At 72.2% G+C, this 16,416-nt stretch carries 13 protein-coding genes; 7 read left to right on the top strand and 6 right to left on the bottom strand.

Annotated elements, in window-relative coordinates; translation table 11 throughout:
- Window positions 1-45 precede the first annotated feature (45 nt).
- The 4 genes from ABZU53_RS04930 to ABZU53_RS04915 all read right to left on the bottom strand — a co-directional run bounded on the left by ABZU53_RS04930 (window position 46) and on the right by ABZU53_RS04915 (window position 6,342).
- A complete protein-coding gene (locus tag ABZU53_RS04930) occupies window positions 46-2,520 on the bottom strand; it encodes an SMC family ATPase (RefSeq protein ID WP_355063921.1) in 2,475 nt (824 codons plus the stop codon).
- Window positions 2,520-3,668, bottom strand: coding sequence for an exonuclease SbcCD subunit D (locus tag ABZU53_RS04925; RefSeq protein WP_354860892.1), 1,149 nt, complete (start codon window positions 3,666-3,668; stop codon window positions 2,520-2,522). Before ABZU53_RS04925 ends, ABZU53_RS04930 begins: the two co-directional genes overlap by 1 nt.
- A gap of 18 nt (window positions 3,669-3,686) precedes the next feature.
- The gene (locus ABZU53_RS04920) at window positions 3,687-5,447 is read right to left on the bottom strand and encodes an ATP-binding protein (RefSeq protein WP_355063919.1); all 1,761 of its coding nucleotides are present in this window, start codon (window positions 5,445-5,447) and stop codon (window positions 3,687-3,689) included.
- A gap of 148 nt (window positions 5,448-5,595) precedes the next feature.
- Complete coding sequence (locus ABZU53_RS04915; protein WP_354860889.1) at window positions 5,596-6,342, bottom strand: pyrimidine reductase family protein; 747 nt, start codon at window positions 6,340-6,342, stop codon at window positions 5,596-5,598.
- 150 nt (window positions 6,343-6,492) lie between these two features.
- On the opposite strand from ABZU53_RS04915, the gene ABZU53_RS04910 reads away from it, so the two are divergent.
- The 6 genes from ABZU53_RS04910 to ABZU53_RS04885 all read left to right on the top strand — a co-directional run bounded on the left by ABZU53_RS04910 (window position 6,493) and on the right by ABZU53_RS04885 (window position 13,183).
- Window positions 6,493-7,038, top strand: coding sequence for a plasmid pRiA4b ORF-3 family protein (locus tag ABZU53_RS04910; RefSeq protein WP_355063917.1), 546 nt, complete (start codon window positions 6,493-6,495; stop codon window positions 7,036-7,038).
- A gap of 265 nt (window positions 7,039-7,303) precedes the next feature.
- Window positions 7,304-8,611, top strand: coding sequence for an extracellular solute-binding protein (locus ABZU53_RS04905; RefSeq protein ID WP_355063916.1), 1,308 nt, complete (start codon window positions 7,304-7,306; stop codon window positions 8,609-8,611).
- 110 nt (window positions 8,612-8,721) lie between these two features.
- Window positions 8,722-9,708, top strand: a complete 987-nt coding sequence (locus ABZU53_RS04900) for a sugar ABC transporter permease (RefSeq protein ID WP_355063914.1) — start codon at window positions 8,722-8,724, stop codon at window positions 9,706-9,708.
- 70 nt (window positions 9,709-9,778) lie between these two features.
- Entirely contained in the window at window positions 9,779-10,624 is an 846-nt protein-coding gene (locus ABZU53_RS04895) for a carbohydrate ABC transporter permease (protein WP_234581704.1), read from the top strand.
- Window positions 10,621-12,054, top strand: coding sequence for a GH1 family beta-glucosidase (locus ABZU53_RS04890; protein WP_354860882.1), 1,434 nt, complete (start codon window positions 10,621-10,623; stop codon window positions 12,052-12,054). Before ABZU53_RS04895 ends, ABZU53_RS04890 begins: the two co-directional genes overlap by 4 nt.
- A gap of 82 nt (window positions 12,055-12,136) precedes the next feature.
- Window positions 12,137-13,183 carry a LacI family DNA-binding transcriptional regulator gene (locus ABZU53_RS04885; RefSeq protein ID WP_354860880.1) on the top strand — a complete coding sequence of 349 codons (1,047 nt, stop codon included), beginning with the start codon at window positions 12,137-12,139 and terminating at the stop codon, window positions 13,181-13,183.
- 10 nt (window positions 13,184-13,193) lie between these two features.
- On the opposite strand, the gene ABZU53_RS04880 is transcribed toward ABZU53_RS04885, so the two are convergent.
- Together ABZU53_RS04880 and ABZU53_RS04875 are read right to left on the bottom strand one after the other, a co-directional pair.
- Window positions 13,194-14,402, bottom strand: coding sequence for an acyl-CoA dehydrogenase family protein (locus ABZU53_RS04880; protein ID WP_355063912.1), 1,209 nt, complete (start codon window positions 14,400-14,402; stop codon window positions 13,194-13,196).
- The gene (locus ABZU53_RS04875; protein ID WP_355063910.1) at window positions 14,402-15,481 is read right to left on the bottom strand and encodes a phosphotransferase family protein; all 1,080 of its coding nucleotides are present in this window, start codon (window positions 15,479-15,481) and stop codon (window positions 14,402-14,404) included. Before ABZU53_RS04875 ends, ABZU53_RS04880 begins: the two co-directional genes overlap by 1 nt.
- 145 nt (window positions 15,482-15,626) lie before the next feature.
- Here ABZU53_RS04875 and ABZU53_RS04870 point away from each other — a divergent pair, with 145 nt between their 5' ends.
- Complete coding sequence (locus tag ABZU53_RS04870) at window positions 15,627-16,328, top strand: amino acid-binding protein (protein ID WP_354860875.1); 702 nt, start codon at window positions 15,627-15,629, stop codon at window positions 16,326-16,328.
- Window positions 16,329-16,416: the final 88 nt, after the last annotated feature.

The following is a 16,416-nucleotide window of genomic DNA, read 5'->3' as shown; positions in this document are numbered from 1 at the left end:
TTCCGTTCGCGACTGCGGGGCTCCGCTGCGCCGCACTCCTCGCGCTCACCGGCCCGTCCGTTCGACGCGCGCCGAGCGGGCATCCTTGCGCACCTCGAAGCGGACCGGGATCCGCTCGGCCAGCGCCGCGACATGGGTGACCACGCCGACCATCCGGTCACCCCGGGCGGCCAGGTTCTCCAGGGTCGCGGCCACCGTGTCCAGCGTGGCCGCGTCCAGCGTGCCGAAACCCTCGTCCAGGACGATCGACTCCAGACTCGCCGCGGTCGTCGACATGCCGGCCAGCTGTTCGGAGAGCGCCAGCGCCAACGCCAGCGACGCCTGGAACGTCTCGCCACCGGAGAGGGTGCGCACCCCCCGGCGCAGCCCCGCGTCGTGGTGGTCGACCACGAAGAACTCGCCCTTGTCGTGCACCAGCTCGTACTGGCCCGAGGACAGCTCCCGCAGGATCCCCGACGCGCCGTCGACCAGCAGGTCCAACGCCTCCGCCAGCAGCCACCGCTCGAAGTTGTTGGCCCGCAGGTGCCCCGCGAGGGCCCGTGCCACCTGCGCCTCGCGCTCGTGCCCGGCCCGCTGCTCGCGCAACGTGCCGGCCTGCTCGCGGCGCTCGGCCAGCCGGCGCCGGTCGGCCTCGGCCCGCTCCACGGCCACCGTCGCGGCGTGCACCGGGTCCTCGCCGACGGGCACGTCGGCGGCGGCGAAGCGGTCGGCGATCTGCCGCTGCACCGCGTCGGCCGCCGCCTCGGCGTCGGCGACGACGGTGGCCCGGCCGGCCCGGTCGGCGCGGCGGCGCTCGGCCTCGGCCGCCGCCCAGTCGGTCAGCACCGCCCACGAGGCCGCCACGTCGTCGCGATCAGCCGCCGGCGGACCGAACCGCGCCAGAGCGTCGCGGGCCGTGTCGAAGCCCCGCCACGCCGACCGCAGGCGCTCCTCGGCCGCGTCCACACCCGCGCGCGCCTGTCGGGCGCTGTCCCGGCCGGCCCGCACGGCGGTCGCCGCCTCCTCCAGGGCGCGTCGCAGCCGGGCGTGCTCGGCCAACTCCCGGCGCAGCACCCCCGGCTCGGCCGCTCCGGTGAGCTGCCCGTCCAGCTCGGCCAGCCGGGCGTCCACCTGCTCCTGCCGGGCGCGGGCCTGCACCAGCAGCCGCTCCAGGTCACGCGCCGCCGCGTCCCGCTGCTGCACCACCGCCTGCGCCGCCTTGGTGGCGGCCCGCGCCGCCTTGCCGGCGGCCGTCGCGGCGGCCACCGCCGAGTCGGCCGGAACCGCCGGCACCTCGGCCACCGGGTGCTCGCACACCGGGCAGGCCGCACCGGGATGCAGGTGCACTCGCAGGCTGACCGCCAGGTCGGTGGCCTTCGCCTCCTCGTGCGCCCGGAAGGCCGCCTCCAACTCGGCGTCGGCCCGCTCGGCGTCCGCGCGGGCGGCGGCCAGCGCCGCGACCGCCGTGGCGTGCTCCTCGTCCGCCGCGCGCACCGCCGCGCGGACCGTGTCGGCCTCGCCGGTCAGCCGATCCCGATCGTCGTACGCCCGCAGCAGCAACCGCAGCGCGCTCTCGTCACCGGCGCCGGCCAGCTCACCGCGCAGCTTCTCCTCCCGCTCCTCGGCCAGCGACACGGCCGTGGCCGCGGCGTCGGCCTCGGCCCGCGCCGCGCTCACCGCGCGGGCCACCTCGGCCACCCCGCGCGGGGCACGCACTCCGGACAGCACGCCCAGCTCGTCGTCGAGCGCGGTCAGGGCAGCCGCCGCCTCCCGCGCGCGTGCCCGGGCCGCCGCCAGCTCCGGCATGGCCCCGGTCACCGCGTCGGCCAGCTCGGCCATCCGGCCCACCCGGGCGTCGGCCTCGGCCAACGCCTCGTCGTCCACCCCCGTCAGGCCGGCGAGCACCTGATCGACCGCGTCCAGCCGGGCTTCCGCCTGCGCGGCGCGCGCCGTCGCCCGCTTCTGCACGTCCTCGTAGACGCCGAGGCCGAGCAGGTTGACCAGGATCTGCTGCCGGGTCGCCGGCTTGGCGTGCAGGAAATCGGCGAACTGGCCCTGCGGCAGCACCACGCAGCTGGTGAACTGCTCGTACGGCAGCCCGACCGCCTCCAGCACCGCCTGTTCCATCTCGGCGGGCGTCCCGGCGATCACCTCGCCGAGGTCGTCCGGGCTCAACCCGGTGTCGAGTTTGGTCACGTCGAAGCCGGCCGGCATCACCTGCAGCCCGGCGTTCGCGGTCTTCACGTTGCCCCGGCCGTCCCGGCGCACCACCCGGGTCGCCGCGTACCGGGCGCCGCCGGACTCGAAGACCAGCCGCACCCGGGCCTCCGTCGCCGACGGCGCCAGCGCGTTGGCCAGCCCGCGGGCGCCACCCCAGCGGGGCACCGTGCCGTAGAGCGCGAAGCAGATGGCGTCCAGCACGGTGGACTTGCCCGAGCCGGTGGGGCCGATCAGCGCGAAGAAGTCGGCGTCGGTGAAGTCGACTGTCGTCTCGTCCCGGAAGACCGTGAAGCCGGCCATGTCCAACCGCATCGGCCGCATCAGTGCTCGACCTCCTCGAAGAGCTCGTCGAAGAGTTCCCGCACGCCCTCGTCGGCGTGGCCCCGGCTGTCCAGGTAGTCGGCGAACAGCTCCCGTGGCGAACGCCCCGACCGCTGCGCGATGCGCGCGCCGCTGCCCGGCGCGGCGAGCAGCTCCGGGTCGATCCGGATCTCCAACGCCCGGGGGAGCAGCTCCTGGATCTCCTCGCGCAGGCCGGCGCGGGGCTGCTCCCGGACGAACACGCGCAGCCACGCGTCCGGCGCCTCGATCTCGGCGAGCTGGGCCAGGGTGCCGCGCACCGTCCGCAGCGCGCTCGCGGCGGTCACCGGCACCTCGCGTACCCGGGCGGCCGTGCTGGCGGTCACCTCGACCACCGTCACCGAGGGCACGTTCTCCTGCTCGCCGAAGTCGACGGCGAGCGGGCTGCCGCTGTAGCGCACCGGGCACGGGCCCTCGACGCGCTGCGCCCGGTGCAGGTGGCCCAGCGCCACGTAGTGCGCGGTCGCGGGGAAGACGGTGGCCGGCACCGCGTAGCCGAGCACCGTGTGCGCGTCCCGCTCACCGCCGCCGGCCGCCGCGCCGGTCACCGTCAGGTGCGCGGTGACCAGGTGCACCCGGTCCGGCTCGGCGAAGCCCTCGGTGAGGCGGCCCAGCACACGGCCCAGGTGGTCGGCGTACGTCTGGTTGGCCTCCGCGGCGGTCAGCTCGTACATCTCCAGCGCGCGGATCGCGTACCGCTGGGACAGAAACGGCAGCGCGGCCAGCTGCCACCGCTCCCCGCCGGCCGTGGTGCCGTCGATCACGTGTTCGGCCGGGTTCTCGCGGACGCCCCCGCGCAGCGTGATGCCGGCGGCCTCGGCCCACGGCCGCAGCGCGTCCAGCGCTGGGCCGTTGTCGTGGTTGCCGCCGATCGCGACCACGTCCGCGCCGGTCCGACGCAGCGCGGTCAGCGCCCGGGTGACCAGCCGGGTCGCCTCCGAGGTCGGCGCGGCCGTGTCGTAGAGGTCACCGGCGACGATCACCAGATCCGGCTGCTCGGCACGGGCGATGTCGATCACCCCGGCGAGGACGGCCTTGTGCTCCTCGGCCCGGGACTGCCCCTTGAGCACCTTGCCCACGTGCCAGTCGGAGGTGTGCAGGATCTTCACAGTTGCACCGGCCCCTACCTAGAACGGGATGTCGTCGTCGGTGCCGCCGCCGGAGCCCACCACGGCGAACGGGTCGGCGGACTGGGTGATCGAGCGCAGCGTCTCCGAGGGGGCGCGGCCCGCCTCGGAGACCCGGGTCGCCCACGCCGGGAACGGGAACTCCAGGCAGAGCGGCACCGGGATGTCCGGCTGGTTGACGAACATGGTGCCCGGCTTGGCGAGCAGCGCCCGCTGCCGCTGTGCGGGCGGCAGGAAACCGTACTCCGGGCGGGACGCCTCGGCCGGATCGAGCCGGCCGACCACCCGGATCGCCGAGTTGGTGACGATGCGCCGCTCCACCTCGCTCGCCGTCTGCTGGGCGCCGATCAGGATGACCCCGAGCGACCGCCCCCGCTCGGCGATGTCGAGCAGCACCTCCTTGATGGGGGAGGAGCCCTCCCGGGGCGCGTACTTGTTGAGCTCGTCGAGGACGACGAACAGCAACGGCTTGGCGGTGCCGGACTTCTCCTTGCGCTCGAACTCGCTCTTGAGCGTCACGCCGACGACGAAGCGCTGGGCCCGGTCCGGAAGGTTGTGCAGGTCGACCACTGTCACCTGCGCCGACTCGCTCGTGTTGATCGAGTGCGGGCGACGGGTCGCCAGGTCGCCACGGATCAGCCGGGCGAGATCCTTCTTGCTGCCGATCAACCGGCGGGCGAACGCGTTGACGGTGCCCAGGCCGACCGCGCTGCCCGCCCAGTCGGAGCGGGTCTCGTCGTCGTTGAGCGCCTCGACGATGTGGTCGACGAGGTCGCCGTAGGAGCCGAGCCGGACCCCGTCGATGCTCACCCCACCGTCGGCGGGCTGGGCGTAGCGGGCCAGGTGCGCGGTGACCGAGTGCACGACCATCGTGTACTGCTGGCGCTCGTCGTCGGCGTCGGCGAAGACGTACGGCAGCAGGCGGTCGGCACAGAACTCGCTCAGCGTCCAGTAGAAGGCGTCCACGCCGGTGAGCCGGCTGCTCACGTCCGGGGTTCCGGCCGCGTCGCCGACCCGGGGCGGGGCGTACACCCGCACGTCCGGGAAGGCGCCGGCGCTCAGGCCCAGCTTCGCGTACGCCGCCCGGGTCGGCTCGTCGAGGCGCGTGTTGGGGTGGTCGAGGAACAGCAGGTCCTCGCCCTTGACGTTGAAGATCAGCGCCTTGGCGTTGACCGCGTCGCCGCCCAGGACGCCGGAGCGGAAGACCGAGTAGAGCAGGAAGGTGGCGAAGCTCGTCTTGGTGGCCACCCCGGAGATGCCCGAGATGGAGACGTGCGCGCCCCGGCTGCCGTCGAGGAAGTCGGCGTTCAGGTAGACCGGCACCCCGTCGCGACCCATGCCCATCGGGATGCGCCGCTCCATCCGGTCGAAGTGCAGCGCCCGAGCCCGTGCGTCGCCCTCGGCCCGGTGCACCACCGCCCCCGGGGTCGGCGGCACGTAGAACTCCGGGTCGACCCGGGTGGTGGTCACCTCGGCCGCCTCCTGCACCTGGGCGGGCAGTGTGCCGTCGGCGATGGCGAACACGTCGGAGTCGAACTGGGCGCCCTCGTGCCGGGCCCGGACCTGGGTGACCACCCCGGCGATCGTCACCGGCTCGCGGTCGGGCAGCTCGCGGCGGGTGACCACCACGTCGTCGAGCTGGAGGTAACTGCCGGGCGCCACGGCCGTCCAGAACTGCAACGGGGTGGCGTCGGCGGTGCCGAGCACCCGGCCGACCGGCTGGCCCGGGCCGGCCAGGCCGTCGTGGTCGGCGTCGCTCATCGGGCGGGGTGGGTCGGTCGGGCAACGCGGTCGGGGCACATGCCCTGCATCCTGCCCGAGGAGTACGACAGGTCGCCACGCGACGCGGCGGAGGACACGATGCCCGGTCACACTCGCGACGCTCGGTGTGTGACCGGGCGACGGTTCGTCACGGGCGGGCGTGGCGGAGCATGAGGACGCCGTCGTCGGCGGCGAGCACGTGCCGCAGCGGCAGGTGCCGGGGCGCGCTGGCGTCGCCGGCGGTGATCCGGCCCGCGCCGGGGCCGGCGAGCAGCGGCGCGACGGTGAGGCACAGCTCGTCCACCAGGTCGGCGGCGGTGAGCGCGCCGAGCAGGTGCGGGCCGCCCTCGCAGAGCAGTTGGGTCAGCCCGCGCCGGTGCAGCTCGGCCAGGCCGGCGGCGAGGTCGACCCGGTCGGTCCCGCAGCGCAGCAGGTCGGCGACGTCGGTCAGGCCGGGCGGCGGGTCGGCGTCGGCGCGGGTGAGCACGATCGGCCGGACCGGGGCGTCGGCGAAGGCCGTCTGCGCCGGGTCCAGGTCGAGGGAGCCGGAGACGACCACCAGCGTCGGGTACGCGGCCAGCCCGTTCGCCCGCCGCCAGGCGCGTCGCGGATCGTCGAGTCGGACCGCGCGGTAACCCTCGTGTCGCAGGGTGCCGGCGGCCACCACCAGGGCGTCGCAGACCATCCGCAGCAGGCCGAAGACCCGTTTGTCCGGCTCGCCGGACAGGCCGGCGGAGTAGCCGTCCACACTGACCGCGCCGTCCAGGCTGGCGACGAAGTTCACCCGCAGCCGGGGCTGGTCCGCGCGCTGGTAGAGCGCGGTCAGCGTGGCGTCGTCGAGCGGTTGGGTGGACGGCTCGGGCCAGAGTCGCCGGATCGGGATTCCGACCGTCATTCGCCGGCCGGACCGGTGACCGGAGGGGTCGGTTCGGCGGTACGGTGCTGGCAGTCGCACCAGTTCCGGCCCGGGCAGTCATCGTGCCGCCGGGCCCGGCACGCTCGGCAGATCATGCTCGCAGCCTAAGCCGCTCAAGGACAGGACAGCATGCCGCGTCAGATCTTCCAGTTGAAGATGTCCCTCGCCGGCGTACGTCCGCCGGTGTGGCGCCGGGTGCTCGTTCCGGCCGGCTACACGCTGGACCGACTGCACCGGGTCGCCCAGCACGCGATGGGCTGGCGGGACTGCCACCTGCACTCGTTCGAGATCGACGCGGTGGCGTACGGCGAGCCGGACCCGGACGGGGGCCTGGCGCTGCACGACGAGCTGGACGTCCGGCTGGACGCGGTCCTCGGCAAGGGCAGCAGGTTCTCCTACACGTACGACTTCGGTGACTGGTGGGAGCACGACCTCGTCGTCGAGGACGCGCTGACCGCCGATCAGGACGAGCGGTACCCGGTCTGCCTGGACGGCCAGCGGGCCTGCCCCCCGGAGGGCATCGGTGGGCCGTCGGGCTACCAGGCGCTGCTCGCGGCCCTGGCCGACCCGACCCATCCGGAGCGGGCCGTGCTGCGGGGCTGGGTCGGTGAGGGCTTCGATCCGACGTTCTTCGACCCCACCGTCGCCACCACACTGCTGCGTCGCTTCTGCTGACCCCGCCTGGCGTACGGGTCGACGTCCGTCACTAGCGGTGCCGGTCTGAAACAGGGCGGTAACGATCTGGGAACGCTCCCATTGGTCTATTGACACCCTGGTAGCGCCCCGGCAATCTCATGGGAGCGCTCCCGGGGAGTGGCGGAAGTCTCCTTCACAGCTCTCCCCAGATCGTCCACGACCACCGGTCCGGCGGCGGCAGGGGCGCTGCAGCACCCCCCACCACGCACGACACACCAAGCCTCACCACTTGAGAGGGGTCAGGATGAGCGTCACCTCACGTCGTCGCTTTGCGGCGATCGCGCTCGCGTCCGTCGCCGTACTCGCCTCGGCGACCGCCTGCGGCGACGACTCGTCGTCCGATTCGGACGGCGGCAAGGTCACCCTGGTCGTCGACGTCTTCGGCGACCAGGGCTTCGGATACGAAGATCTTTACAAGCAGTACCAGACTGAGCACCCGAACGTCACCATCCAGGAGCGCGGCAAGGGTCTCGGCCTGGGTGACTACAACACCCGGCTGACGCAGCAGATCACCGCCGGCGCGGGCGCCGGCGACGTCGTCGCCCTCGAAGAGGGCACGATCGTGCAGTTCTTCGCGCAGGCCGACAAGTTCGTGAACCTGGCCGACCACGGCGCCAACGACCTCAAGGGCAACTTCCTGCCCTGGAAGTGGGAGGGTGGCCTCACGCCGGACGGCAAGGTGCTCGGTCTCGGCACCGACGTCGGTGGCATGGCCGTCTGCTACCGCAGCGACCTCTTCAAGGCCGCCGGCCTGCCGACCGACCGCGAGCAGGTCGGCGCCCTCTGGCCGACGTGGGACGCGTTCATCGCCCAGGGCCAGAAGTTCGCCGCCGCCGACAAGAAGCACAAGTTCGTCGACTCGGCCACCAACTTCTACAACATCGTGCTGATGCAGACGGCGGGCGCCGGCAGCGGCTACACCTACTTCGACAAGAGCAACAAGCTCGTCGTCGGCGAGAACCCGGACGTGCAGTCCGCGTTCCAGCAGACCACCAAGATGATCAGCGCGGGTCTGTCGAACAACCTGCGGAGCTTCTCCAACGAGTGGAACGCCGGTTTCAAGAACGGCAGCTTCGCCACCATCGGCTGCCCGGCGTGGATGACCGGTGTCATCAAGGGTCAGGCCGGTGACGCGGCGGCCGGCAAGTGGGACGTGGCCAAGGCGCCGGGCAACGGCGGCAACTGGGGCGGTTCCTGGCTGGCCGTGCCGAAGGCCAGCAAGCACCAGAAGGAAGCCGCCGAGCTGGCCAAGTTCCTGACCAGCGCCAAGAGCCAGACCGAGGCGTTCAAGAAGGTCGGCAACCTGCCCTCGTCGCCGCAGGCTCTTGAGGACCCGGCCGTGCTGGCCGCCACCAACGAGTACTTCAGCGGCGCACCGATCGGCAAGATCTTCGCCGCCGGCGCGAAGGAGCTGAAGCCGGTCTACCTCGGCCCGAAGAACCAGGCGGTCCGGGACGCGGTCGAGAACGCGCTGCGCAGCATCGAGCAGGGCAAGGCCGCCGACGCCGCTTGGCAGGACGCGGTGAAGAACGGCCAGGCAGCAGGCAAGTAACGGCTGTGACGCGCTCACGGGTGGTGCCGCTCAGGCACCACCCGTGAACCCGCGTCGGAACGCCCTGCCGCGGCGCCCACGACGGCGTCGCCGAGTGTGAAGGACCGCTCATGAGCTCCCTGAAGACCCCCGCGCCACCGGGTGCGTCGGCCCGCCGGTCGCGTCCCGCTCCGCGGCACTCACCGACGCGCCGCCGGCAGTTGAACCGGCTGGACCTGCGCCTCACCCCGTACGTCTTCGTCCTGCCGTTCTTCGTGCTGTTCGCGATCTTCGGCGTCTACCCGATCGTCTACACGTTCTGGATCGCGATGACCGACCGGTCACCGATGAACGCGACGATCAGCTTCGTCGGTCTGGACAACTTCGTCGAGTTGTTCACGAACGATCCGCAGTTCTGGAACGCGGTGGTGAACACCTTCGGGATGTTCGCGCTCTCCACCATCCCGCAGCTGATCATCGCCCTGCTGCTGGCGAACGCCCTGAACCGGCGCATCCGCGGTCAGATGTTCTTCCGGCTGGCCATCGCGATGCCGATCATCACCTCGACCGCCGTGGTGGCGCTCATCTTCTCGATGATCTACGCCCGCGAGTTCGGCCTGATGAACTGGCTGCTCGACCTGGTCGGCGTCGGCCCCATCGACTGGCGGGCCAACCGCTTCGCCTCCTGGTTCGCCATCGCCACGATGGTCGACTGGCGGTGGGTGGGTTACAACGCCCTGATCTACCTCGCGGCGATGCAGTCGATCAACAAGGACGTGTACGAGGCGGCCGCCCTCGACGGCGCCTCCCAGCGCCGGCAGTTCTGGTCGATCACCATCCCCCAGCTGCGTCCCACCATCATCTTCACGCTGATCATCTCGACCATCGGCGGTCTGCAGCTCTTCACCGAGCCGCTGATGTTCACCAGCGGCTCGGGCGCGCTCTCCGGCGGCACGGAGGGTCAGTTCCAGACGATCACGATGTACCTGCTGGACGTCATGAACCAGCGGTTCCGGTGGGGGTACGCGGGTGCCGTCGCCCTGGTGCTCTTCCTGCTGATCGCGTCCGTCTCGTTCCTCAACTACCTGCTGGCCCGCCGAATCAGCTCCGACAAGTGAGGGTGGCCCACCCATGACCAGTACCACTCTGCGACCGCCGGCGGTCCGGCCACCGGCCGGGCGCACCGGCATCCGCCACCGGGCGGAGAAGCTCTGGACGGCCAGCCCACTGACCTGGTTCGGGCTCGTCCTCGGCGTGATCCTGTCGCTCTTCCCGTTCTACTGGATGATCGTCATCGCCTCGCGGACCAGCGACGCCGCGAACTCCTGGCCGCCGCCCTTCCTGCCCGGCGGCAAGCTGGGCGAGAACATCCAGCGGGTGCTCGACAACGGCGACGCGAACATCGTCAAGGGCCTGATGAACTCGTTCCTGGTGTCGGGCACGATCACGGTGGCGACCGTGTTCTTCGGCTCGCTCGCCGGATTCGCGTTCGCGAAACTGCGCTTCCGCGGCAAGAACGCGCTGTTGCTGATCATCCTGGCCTCAATGATGATTCCCATCCAGCTCGGCGTGCTGCCGCTGTACATCCTGATGGCGAAACTGGAATGGCTGAACACCATGCCGTCGGTGACCGTGCCGTTCCTGATCGGCGGTTTCGGCATCTTCATGATGCGCCAGTACGCCGAGCAGGCGGTGCCCAACGAGCTGATCGAGGCGGCCCGGGTCGACGGCTGCTCCACCTGGCGGGTCTACTGGCACGTGGTGGTGCCGGCGCTGCGACCCGCCGCGGCCGTGCTCGGGCTGCTCACCTTCATGGAGCAGTGGAACCAGTTCTTCTGGCCATTCGTGGTGCTCGCCGACCCGGCCAATCCGACCGTGCAGATCTCACTGCGCAGTCTGAACACCGCGTACTTCGCGGACAATTCTCAGATCTTCGCGGGTACGCTCATCGCGACCCTTCCGTTGTTTATCGTGTTCGTTCTGTTCGGCCGCCAGATCATTGGCGGGATCATGGAAGGTGCCGTCAAGTCGTGAGCAACCCCGCCAGCCCACCCGCCGTCGACGTCCTCGACGAGCGCCCCGGGCTGACCTTCCCACCCGGCTTCCTGTGGGGCGCCGCGACCGCGGCGTACCAGATCGAGGGGGCGGCGGCCGAGGGCGGCCGCACCCCGTCGATCTGGGACACCTTCAGCCACACCGAGGGCCTGGTGGTCAACGGACACACCGGTGACGTGGCCTGCGACCACTACCACCGGGTCCGTGACGACGTCGCCCTGATGGCCGAGCTGGGCCTGAAGTCGTACCGTTTCTCGGTCTCCTGGCCCCGGGTGCAGCCCGGCGGCTCGGGCGCGGCCAACCCACAGGGTCTGGACTTCTACCGTCGGCTGGTCGACGATCTGCTGGCCCACGACATCGAGCCGTGGCTCACCCTCTACCACTGGGACCTGCCGCAGGAGTTGGAGGACGCCGGCGGCTGGCCGTCGCGGGACACCGCGGCGCGCTTCGCCGACTACACCACGCTCGTCGCCGACGCGCTCGGCGACCGGGTGCGCTACTGGACGACGCTGAACGAGCCCTGGTGCTCGGCGTTCCTCGGGTACGGCTCCGGAGTGCACGCCCCGGGCCGGTCGAACGGCGCGGACGCGGTCCGCGCCGGGCACCACCTGATGCTCGGGCACGGCCTGGCCGTGCAGGCGCTGCGGGCCGCGCGACCCACCGCCGAGGTGGGCGTGACCGTCAACCTGTACCCGGTCGACCCGGCCAGCGACACCCCCGCCGACATCGACGCGGCCCGGCGGATCGACGGGCTGGCCAACCGCTTCTTCCTCGACCCGCTGCTGCGCGGGTCGTACCCGGCGGACCTGGTGGCCGACCTGCGCACGGTGACCGACTTCGACCACGTCCGCGACGGCGACCTGGCGACCATCGCCACGCCGCTGGACCTGGTCGGGATCAACTACTACAGCCGGCACGTGGTCGCCGCGCCGGTCGAGGGCGCCGAGCCCGAGCCGTACTGGCGGGAACCGTCCTGCTGGCCGGGCAGCGAGGACGTCCGCTTCGTCACCCGGGGCGTCCCGGTCACCGACATGGACTGGGAGATCGACGCCCCGGGCCTGGTCGAGACGCTGCGGCGGGTGCACGAGGAGTACACCGACCTGCCCCTGTACGTCACCGAGAACGGCTCCGCGTTCGTCGACGCGGTCGTCGACGGGCAGGTCGACGACCCAGACCGGCTGGCCTACTTCGACGCCCACCTGCGCGCCTGCCACGAGGCGATCAACGCGGGCGTGCCCCTGCGGGGATACTTTGCCTGGTCACTGATGGATAATTTCGAGTGGGCCTGGGGTTACACGAAGCGCTTCGGCATGATCCACGTCGACTACGACAGCCAGCTTCGCATCCCCAAGTCCAGCGCCAGGTGGTACGCCTCGGTGATCCGACGCAACGGTCTGGCCGCACAATAGGCTCGGGCCAGCCATCAGGGCGGTCCCGGCGTCCACCTTTCTCGGGTGGCGCCGGGCCCGCCCGCCGTCGGAGGAGCAGACGATGACAACGCAGCGCACCCGGTCGCTCGGGCGCCCGACCCTCGACGCGGTCGCGGCGCGCGCCGGCGTGGGTCGAGGCACGGTCTCCCGCGTGGTCAACGGCTCGCCCCAGGTCAGCCCGGAGGCCCGGGCCGCGGTCCAGCAGGCCATCGCCGACCTGGGGTACGTGCCGAACCGCGCGGCCCGCGCGCTCGTCACCCAGCGCACCGACTCCGTCGCCCTGGTGGTGTCCGAGTCCGGCGAGCGGGTCTTCACCGAGCCGTTCTTCGCCTCGATCGTGCGGGGCATCAGCTCCGCGCTGCTCGAGACACCGATGCAGCTCTGGCTGGCCATGGCCCAGTCGCCGGTCGAGCGGGAGCGGGTCGAGCACCACCTGACCAACCAGCACGTCGACGGCGTACTGCTGCTGTCGTTGCACGACTCCGACCCGCTGCCGACCCTGCTGGAGGAGCGCGGCCTGCCCGCCGTGCTCGGCGGTCGGCCCGCCCGGATGCTGCAACCCGGCGCCCAGCCGGCCTGGTTCGTCGACGTGGACAACGTTGGCGGGGCCCGACAGGCGGTGGAATACCTGACCGGGCAGGGGCGTCGACGCATCGGCACCATCGCCGGCCCGCAGGACATGGGCGCGGGCCTGGCCCGCCTGGCCGGCTACACCGAGGCGGTCAAGGCCACCGGGGGCGGCGTCAACCCCGACCTGATCGCGTACGGCGACTTCAGCGAGGGCAGCGGCGCGGCCGCCATGCGCCGGCTACTGGACTCCTGCCCGGATCTGGACGCGGTCTTCGTGGCGTCCGACCTGATGGCGTTCGGTGCGCTGCGTACCCTGCGCGAGGCCGGCCGGCGTGTCCCCGAGGACGTCGCGGTGATCGGCTTCGACGACGCGACGATCGCCCAACAGGCGGAGCCGCCGCTGACCACGGTCTTCCAGCCGGTGGAGGAGATGGGCCGACAGATGGCCCGCCTGCTGGTGGCCCGCATCCGCGGTGACGACCTACCCGCCCCGCACATCCTCCTGGACACCCAACTGGTGCACCGAGCCTCCGCCTGAGCGGCGGGGGTCAGGCCCAGCGGCGGAGTTCGCGCTTGGCGAGGGAGTTGCGGTGCACCTCGTCGGGGCCGTCGGCGAGGCGCAGGGTGCGGGTCTGCGCCCAGAGGGCGGCCAGCGGGGTGTCCTGGCTGACGCCGGCGCCGCCGTACCCCTGGATGGCCTTGTCGATCACCCACTCCGCCATCGCCGGCGTGCCGATCTTGATGGCCTGGATCTCGGTGTGGGCGCCCTTGTTGCCGACGGTGTCCATCAACCAGGCCGTCTTGAGCACCAGCAGGCGGGCCTGCTCGATGCGCACCCGGGACTCGGCGATCCACTCCCGGACCACGCCCTGCTCGGCGAGCGGCCGGCCGAACGCGACCCGCTCGAGCGCCCGCTTGCAGAGCAGCTCCAATGCCCGCTCAGCCATTCCGATCAATCGCATGCAGTGGTGGATCCGGCCCGGGCCCAGTCGCGCCTGGGCGATGGCGAAGCCGCTGCCCTCGGCGCCGATCAGGTTCTCCGCCGGCACCCGGACGTCGGTGAAGTCGATCTCGGCGTGCCCGCCGTGTGAGCCGTCGGTGTAGCCGAAGACGGTCATGCCCCGGCGGACGTGCACCCCGGGGGTGTCCCGGGGGACCAGCACCATGCTCTGCTGGCGGTGCCGATCGGCGTCGGGATCGGTCTTGCCCATCACGATGAAGATCTCGCAGCTCGGGTCCATCGCGCCCGACGACCACCACTTGCGGCCGTTGATGACGTACTCGTCGCCGTCGCGGACGATCCGGGTGGCGATGTTGGTGGCGTCCGAGGACGCCACGTCCGGCTCGGTCATGCAGAACGCGGAGCGGATCTCGCCCTCCAGCAGCGGCATCAGCCAGCGCTGCTGCTGCGCCTCCGAGCCGAACTCGGCCAGCAGCTCCATGTTGCCGGTGTCCGGCGCCGCGCAGTTGACCGCCTCCGGCGCCAGGTGCGGGCTGCGCCCGGTCAGCTCGGCGAGCGGCGCGTACTGCAGGTTGGTCAGGCCGGCGCCGTAGCGCGGGTCGGGCAGGAACAGGTTCCACAGGCCGCGCTTGCGGGCCTCGGCCTTGAGCTCGGCCAGCACGGGGGTACGCGACCACGGGTCACCGGCCGCGACCTGCTCGGCGTGCACCGCCTCGGCCGGGTAGACGTGTTCGGTGAGGAACCGGGTCAGCTCGTCGCGCAGCTCCTCGGTCCGGGCGTCGTACGAGAAGTCCATCACCGCTCCCTGGCGGCGGTCAGCCCGTGCGCGACCAGCGGTGCCACCATCTCGCCGATCCGGTCGAAGCCCTCGCCGAGCGTCTGCCCGAGCGTGTGGCGGTAGTGGATGCCCTCGCAGATCACCGCGAGCTTGAAACAGCCCAGCGCCACGTGCCAGTGCAGCGGCCCGACGTCCACGTCGCTGCGCCCGGCGTACCGGTCGATCAGCTCGGCGCCGGTGGGGAAGCCGGCGCGCGGCCCGAGCCCGTCGGCCACCGGGTTGCCCTCGGCCGTCTCGCTGCCGCCGAGGACATCCCAGTACGTCAGGAGCAGCCCCAGGTCGGCGAGGGGGTCGCCGAGGGTGGCCATCTCCCAGTCCAGGACGGCGTGCACGGCCACCGGGTCGGCCGAGGCGAGAAGGTTGTCCAGCCGGTAGTCGCCGTGCACGATCCGGCCGGCGTTCGCGCCCTCCGGGGCGGTCGCGGCCAGCAGGTCACGCAGCTCGTCGATGCCGGGCAGGTCGCGGCTGCGCGAGCGGTCGAGCTGCCCGGCCCAGCGGCGGACCTGCCGGGCCAGGTAGCCCTCGGGGCGGCCGAAGTCGCTCAACCCGACGGCGGCCGGTTCGACGGTGTGCAGCGCGGCGAGAGTGTCCATCATCGCCATGGCGAGCGCCCGTCGTCGTTCGTCGCCGAGCGGGTCGGTCTGCGCGCGGGTGCGGAACACCTCGCCGGGCATCCGCTCCATCAGGTAGAACGGGGCGCCGATCACCTCGGGGTCGGTGCAGAGCAGCAGCGCGCCCGGCACCGGCACCTCGGTCGGCGCCAGCGCCGAGATGACCCGGAACTCGCGGGCCATGTCGTGGGCTGTCGCCAGCACGTGCCCCAGCGGCGGCCGGCGCAGCACGACCTCCCGGTCGCCGAGGCGCAGCAGGTAGGTGAGGTTGGACTTGCCGCCCGCGATCAGGTCGGCCCGCGCCCGTCCCACGGCCAGCTCGGGTCGGTGCGCCGCCAGATAGCCGGCGAGTCGATCGAGGTCCAGCCCGGCGGGGGACGCCGGAACAACGCCCGGCCGGAGCGCGTTGACGGCCGGATCGGTCATCCGACTAGTTCATGGCAGCCCGCTCACGTTGTCAAGGTCAGATTTTCCCCTCGGGACATGCCTCTGCAACAGGGACGAAATGGTCAACATTCAGGCTGTGAGCAGCCTGCCGGCCGTCGCCGGCCCGCCGAGCGGAGGGACAGACATGTTGCTGCGAGTTCGGGTCACCCTGCCGGACCGTCCGGGCACCCTCGGCCAGGTCGCCCGCACGTTGGGTGTCTCCGGCGCGGACATCGTCCAGGTGGTGGTCCTCGAACGTCTCGGCGGGCGCGCGGTGGACGACTTCACTGTGGTGTGGCCGGGCGCCGCTCGGGTCGAGCGTCTGCTGGCCGGCCTCGCGGCGATTCCGGGCGTACGGGTGGACGGCGTGTGGCGGGCGATCGGCGCGCCCACCACCACCGGCCAGGACGCGGAGCTGCTGGCGCAGGTCGCGGCCAACCCGGCCGACGGGCTGGCGACCCTGGTCGACGCGGTGCCGGGGCTGCTGGCGGCCGACTGGGCGGTCGCCGCGGTGGTTCCGGTGGACTGGGCGTCGCGCACCGGGGGCGGTGGCGCCACCGTGGGCCACGCGAGCTGGCGTGCTCCCGTACCCCTGCGGTTGCCCGAGGTGACCCCGCTACGCGGCCGCTCGATGACCACGCCCGACGGCACCCACCACGCGATCGCCCCGTTCGGTCGGGCCGGCCTGGTGCTGGTGGTGGCCCGCGAGCACAGCGACACCCTCAGCGCTGCGGGTTTCCACAGCACGGAGGTCGACCGGCTCACCCAGCTCGTCCGCGCCAGCGCGGTGATTCTCGGCGACCGACTGGACCTGGTCGGCGCACCACCGGTCGTCGCCGGCCCCTGAGCGGCCCCGGGAGTTCCCGGGCCGACACGGCCGGGCAACCGGGCCGCAACAGCCGGGGGCGAGGCTCTGACGTGGGGAAGGGAGCCAA

The organism is Micromonospora sp. NPDC005194 (assembly GCF_040608335.1).
In the GTDB taxonomy this organism is placed as follows: domain Bacteria; phylum Actinomycetota; class Actinomycetes; order Mycobacteriales; family Micromonosporaceae; genus Micromonospora.
Note: the sequence above shows the minus strand (reverse complement) of the source record. Positions and strands in the feature narration are given on the sequence as shown.

Coding starts and splice junctions, on each gene's coding strand:
- ABZU53_RS04930 (WP_355063921.1), bottom strand. CDS start 2,520: ATGCGGCCGATGCGGTTGGACATGGCCGGCTTCACGGTCTTCCGGGAC.
- ABZU53_RS04920 (WP_355063919.1), bottom strand. CDS start 5,447: ATGAGCGACGCCGACCACGACGGCCTGGCCGGCCCGGGCCAGCCGGTC.
- ABZU53_RS04915 (WP_354860889.1), bottom strand. CDS start 6,342: ATGACGGTCGGAATCCCGATCCGGCGACTCTGGCCCGAGCCGTCCACC.
- ABZU53_RS04910 (WP_355063917.1), top strand. CDS start 6,493: ATGCCGCGTCAGATCTTCCAGTTGAAGATGTCCCTCGCCGGCGTACGT.
- ABZU53_RS04905 (WP_355063916.1), top strand. CDS start 7,304: ATGAGCGTCACCTCACGTCGTCGCTTTGCGGCGATCGCGCTCGCGTCC.
- ABZU53_RS04900 (WP_355063914.1), top strand. CDS start 8,722: ATGAGCTCCCTGAAGACCCCCGCGCCACCGGGTGCGTCGGCCCGCCGG.
- ABZU53_RS04885 (WP_354860880.1), top strand. CDS start 12,137: ATGACAACGCAGCGCACCCGGTCGCTCGGGCGCCCGACCCTCGACGCG.
- ABZU53_RS04880 (WP_355063912.1), bottom strand. CDS start 14,402: ATGGACTTCTCGTACGACGCCCGGACCGAGGAGCTGCGCGACGAGCTG.
- ABZU53_RS04875 (WP_355063910.1), bottom strand. CDS start 15,481: ATGACCGATCCGGCCGTCAACGCGCTCCGGCCGGGCGTTGTTCCGGCG.
- ABZU53_RS04870 (WP_354860875.1), top strand. CDS start 15,627: ATGTTGCTGCGAGTTCGGGTCACCCTGCCGGACCGTCCGGGCACCCTC.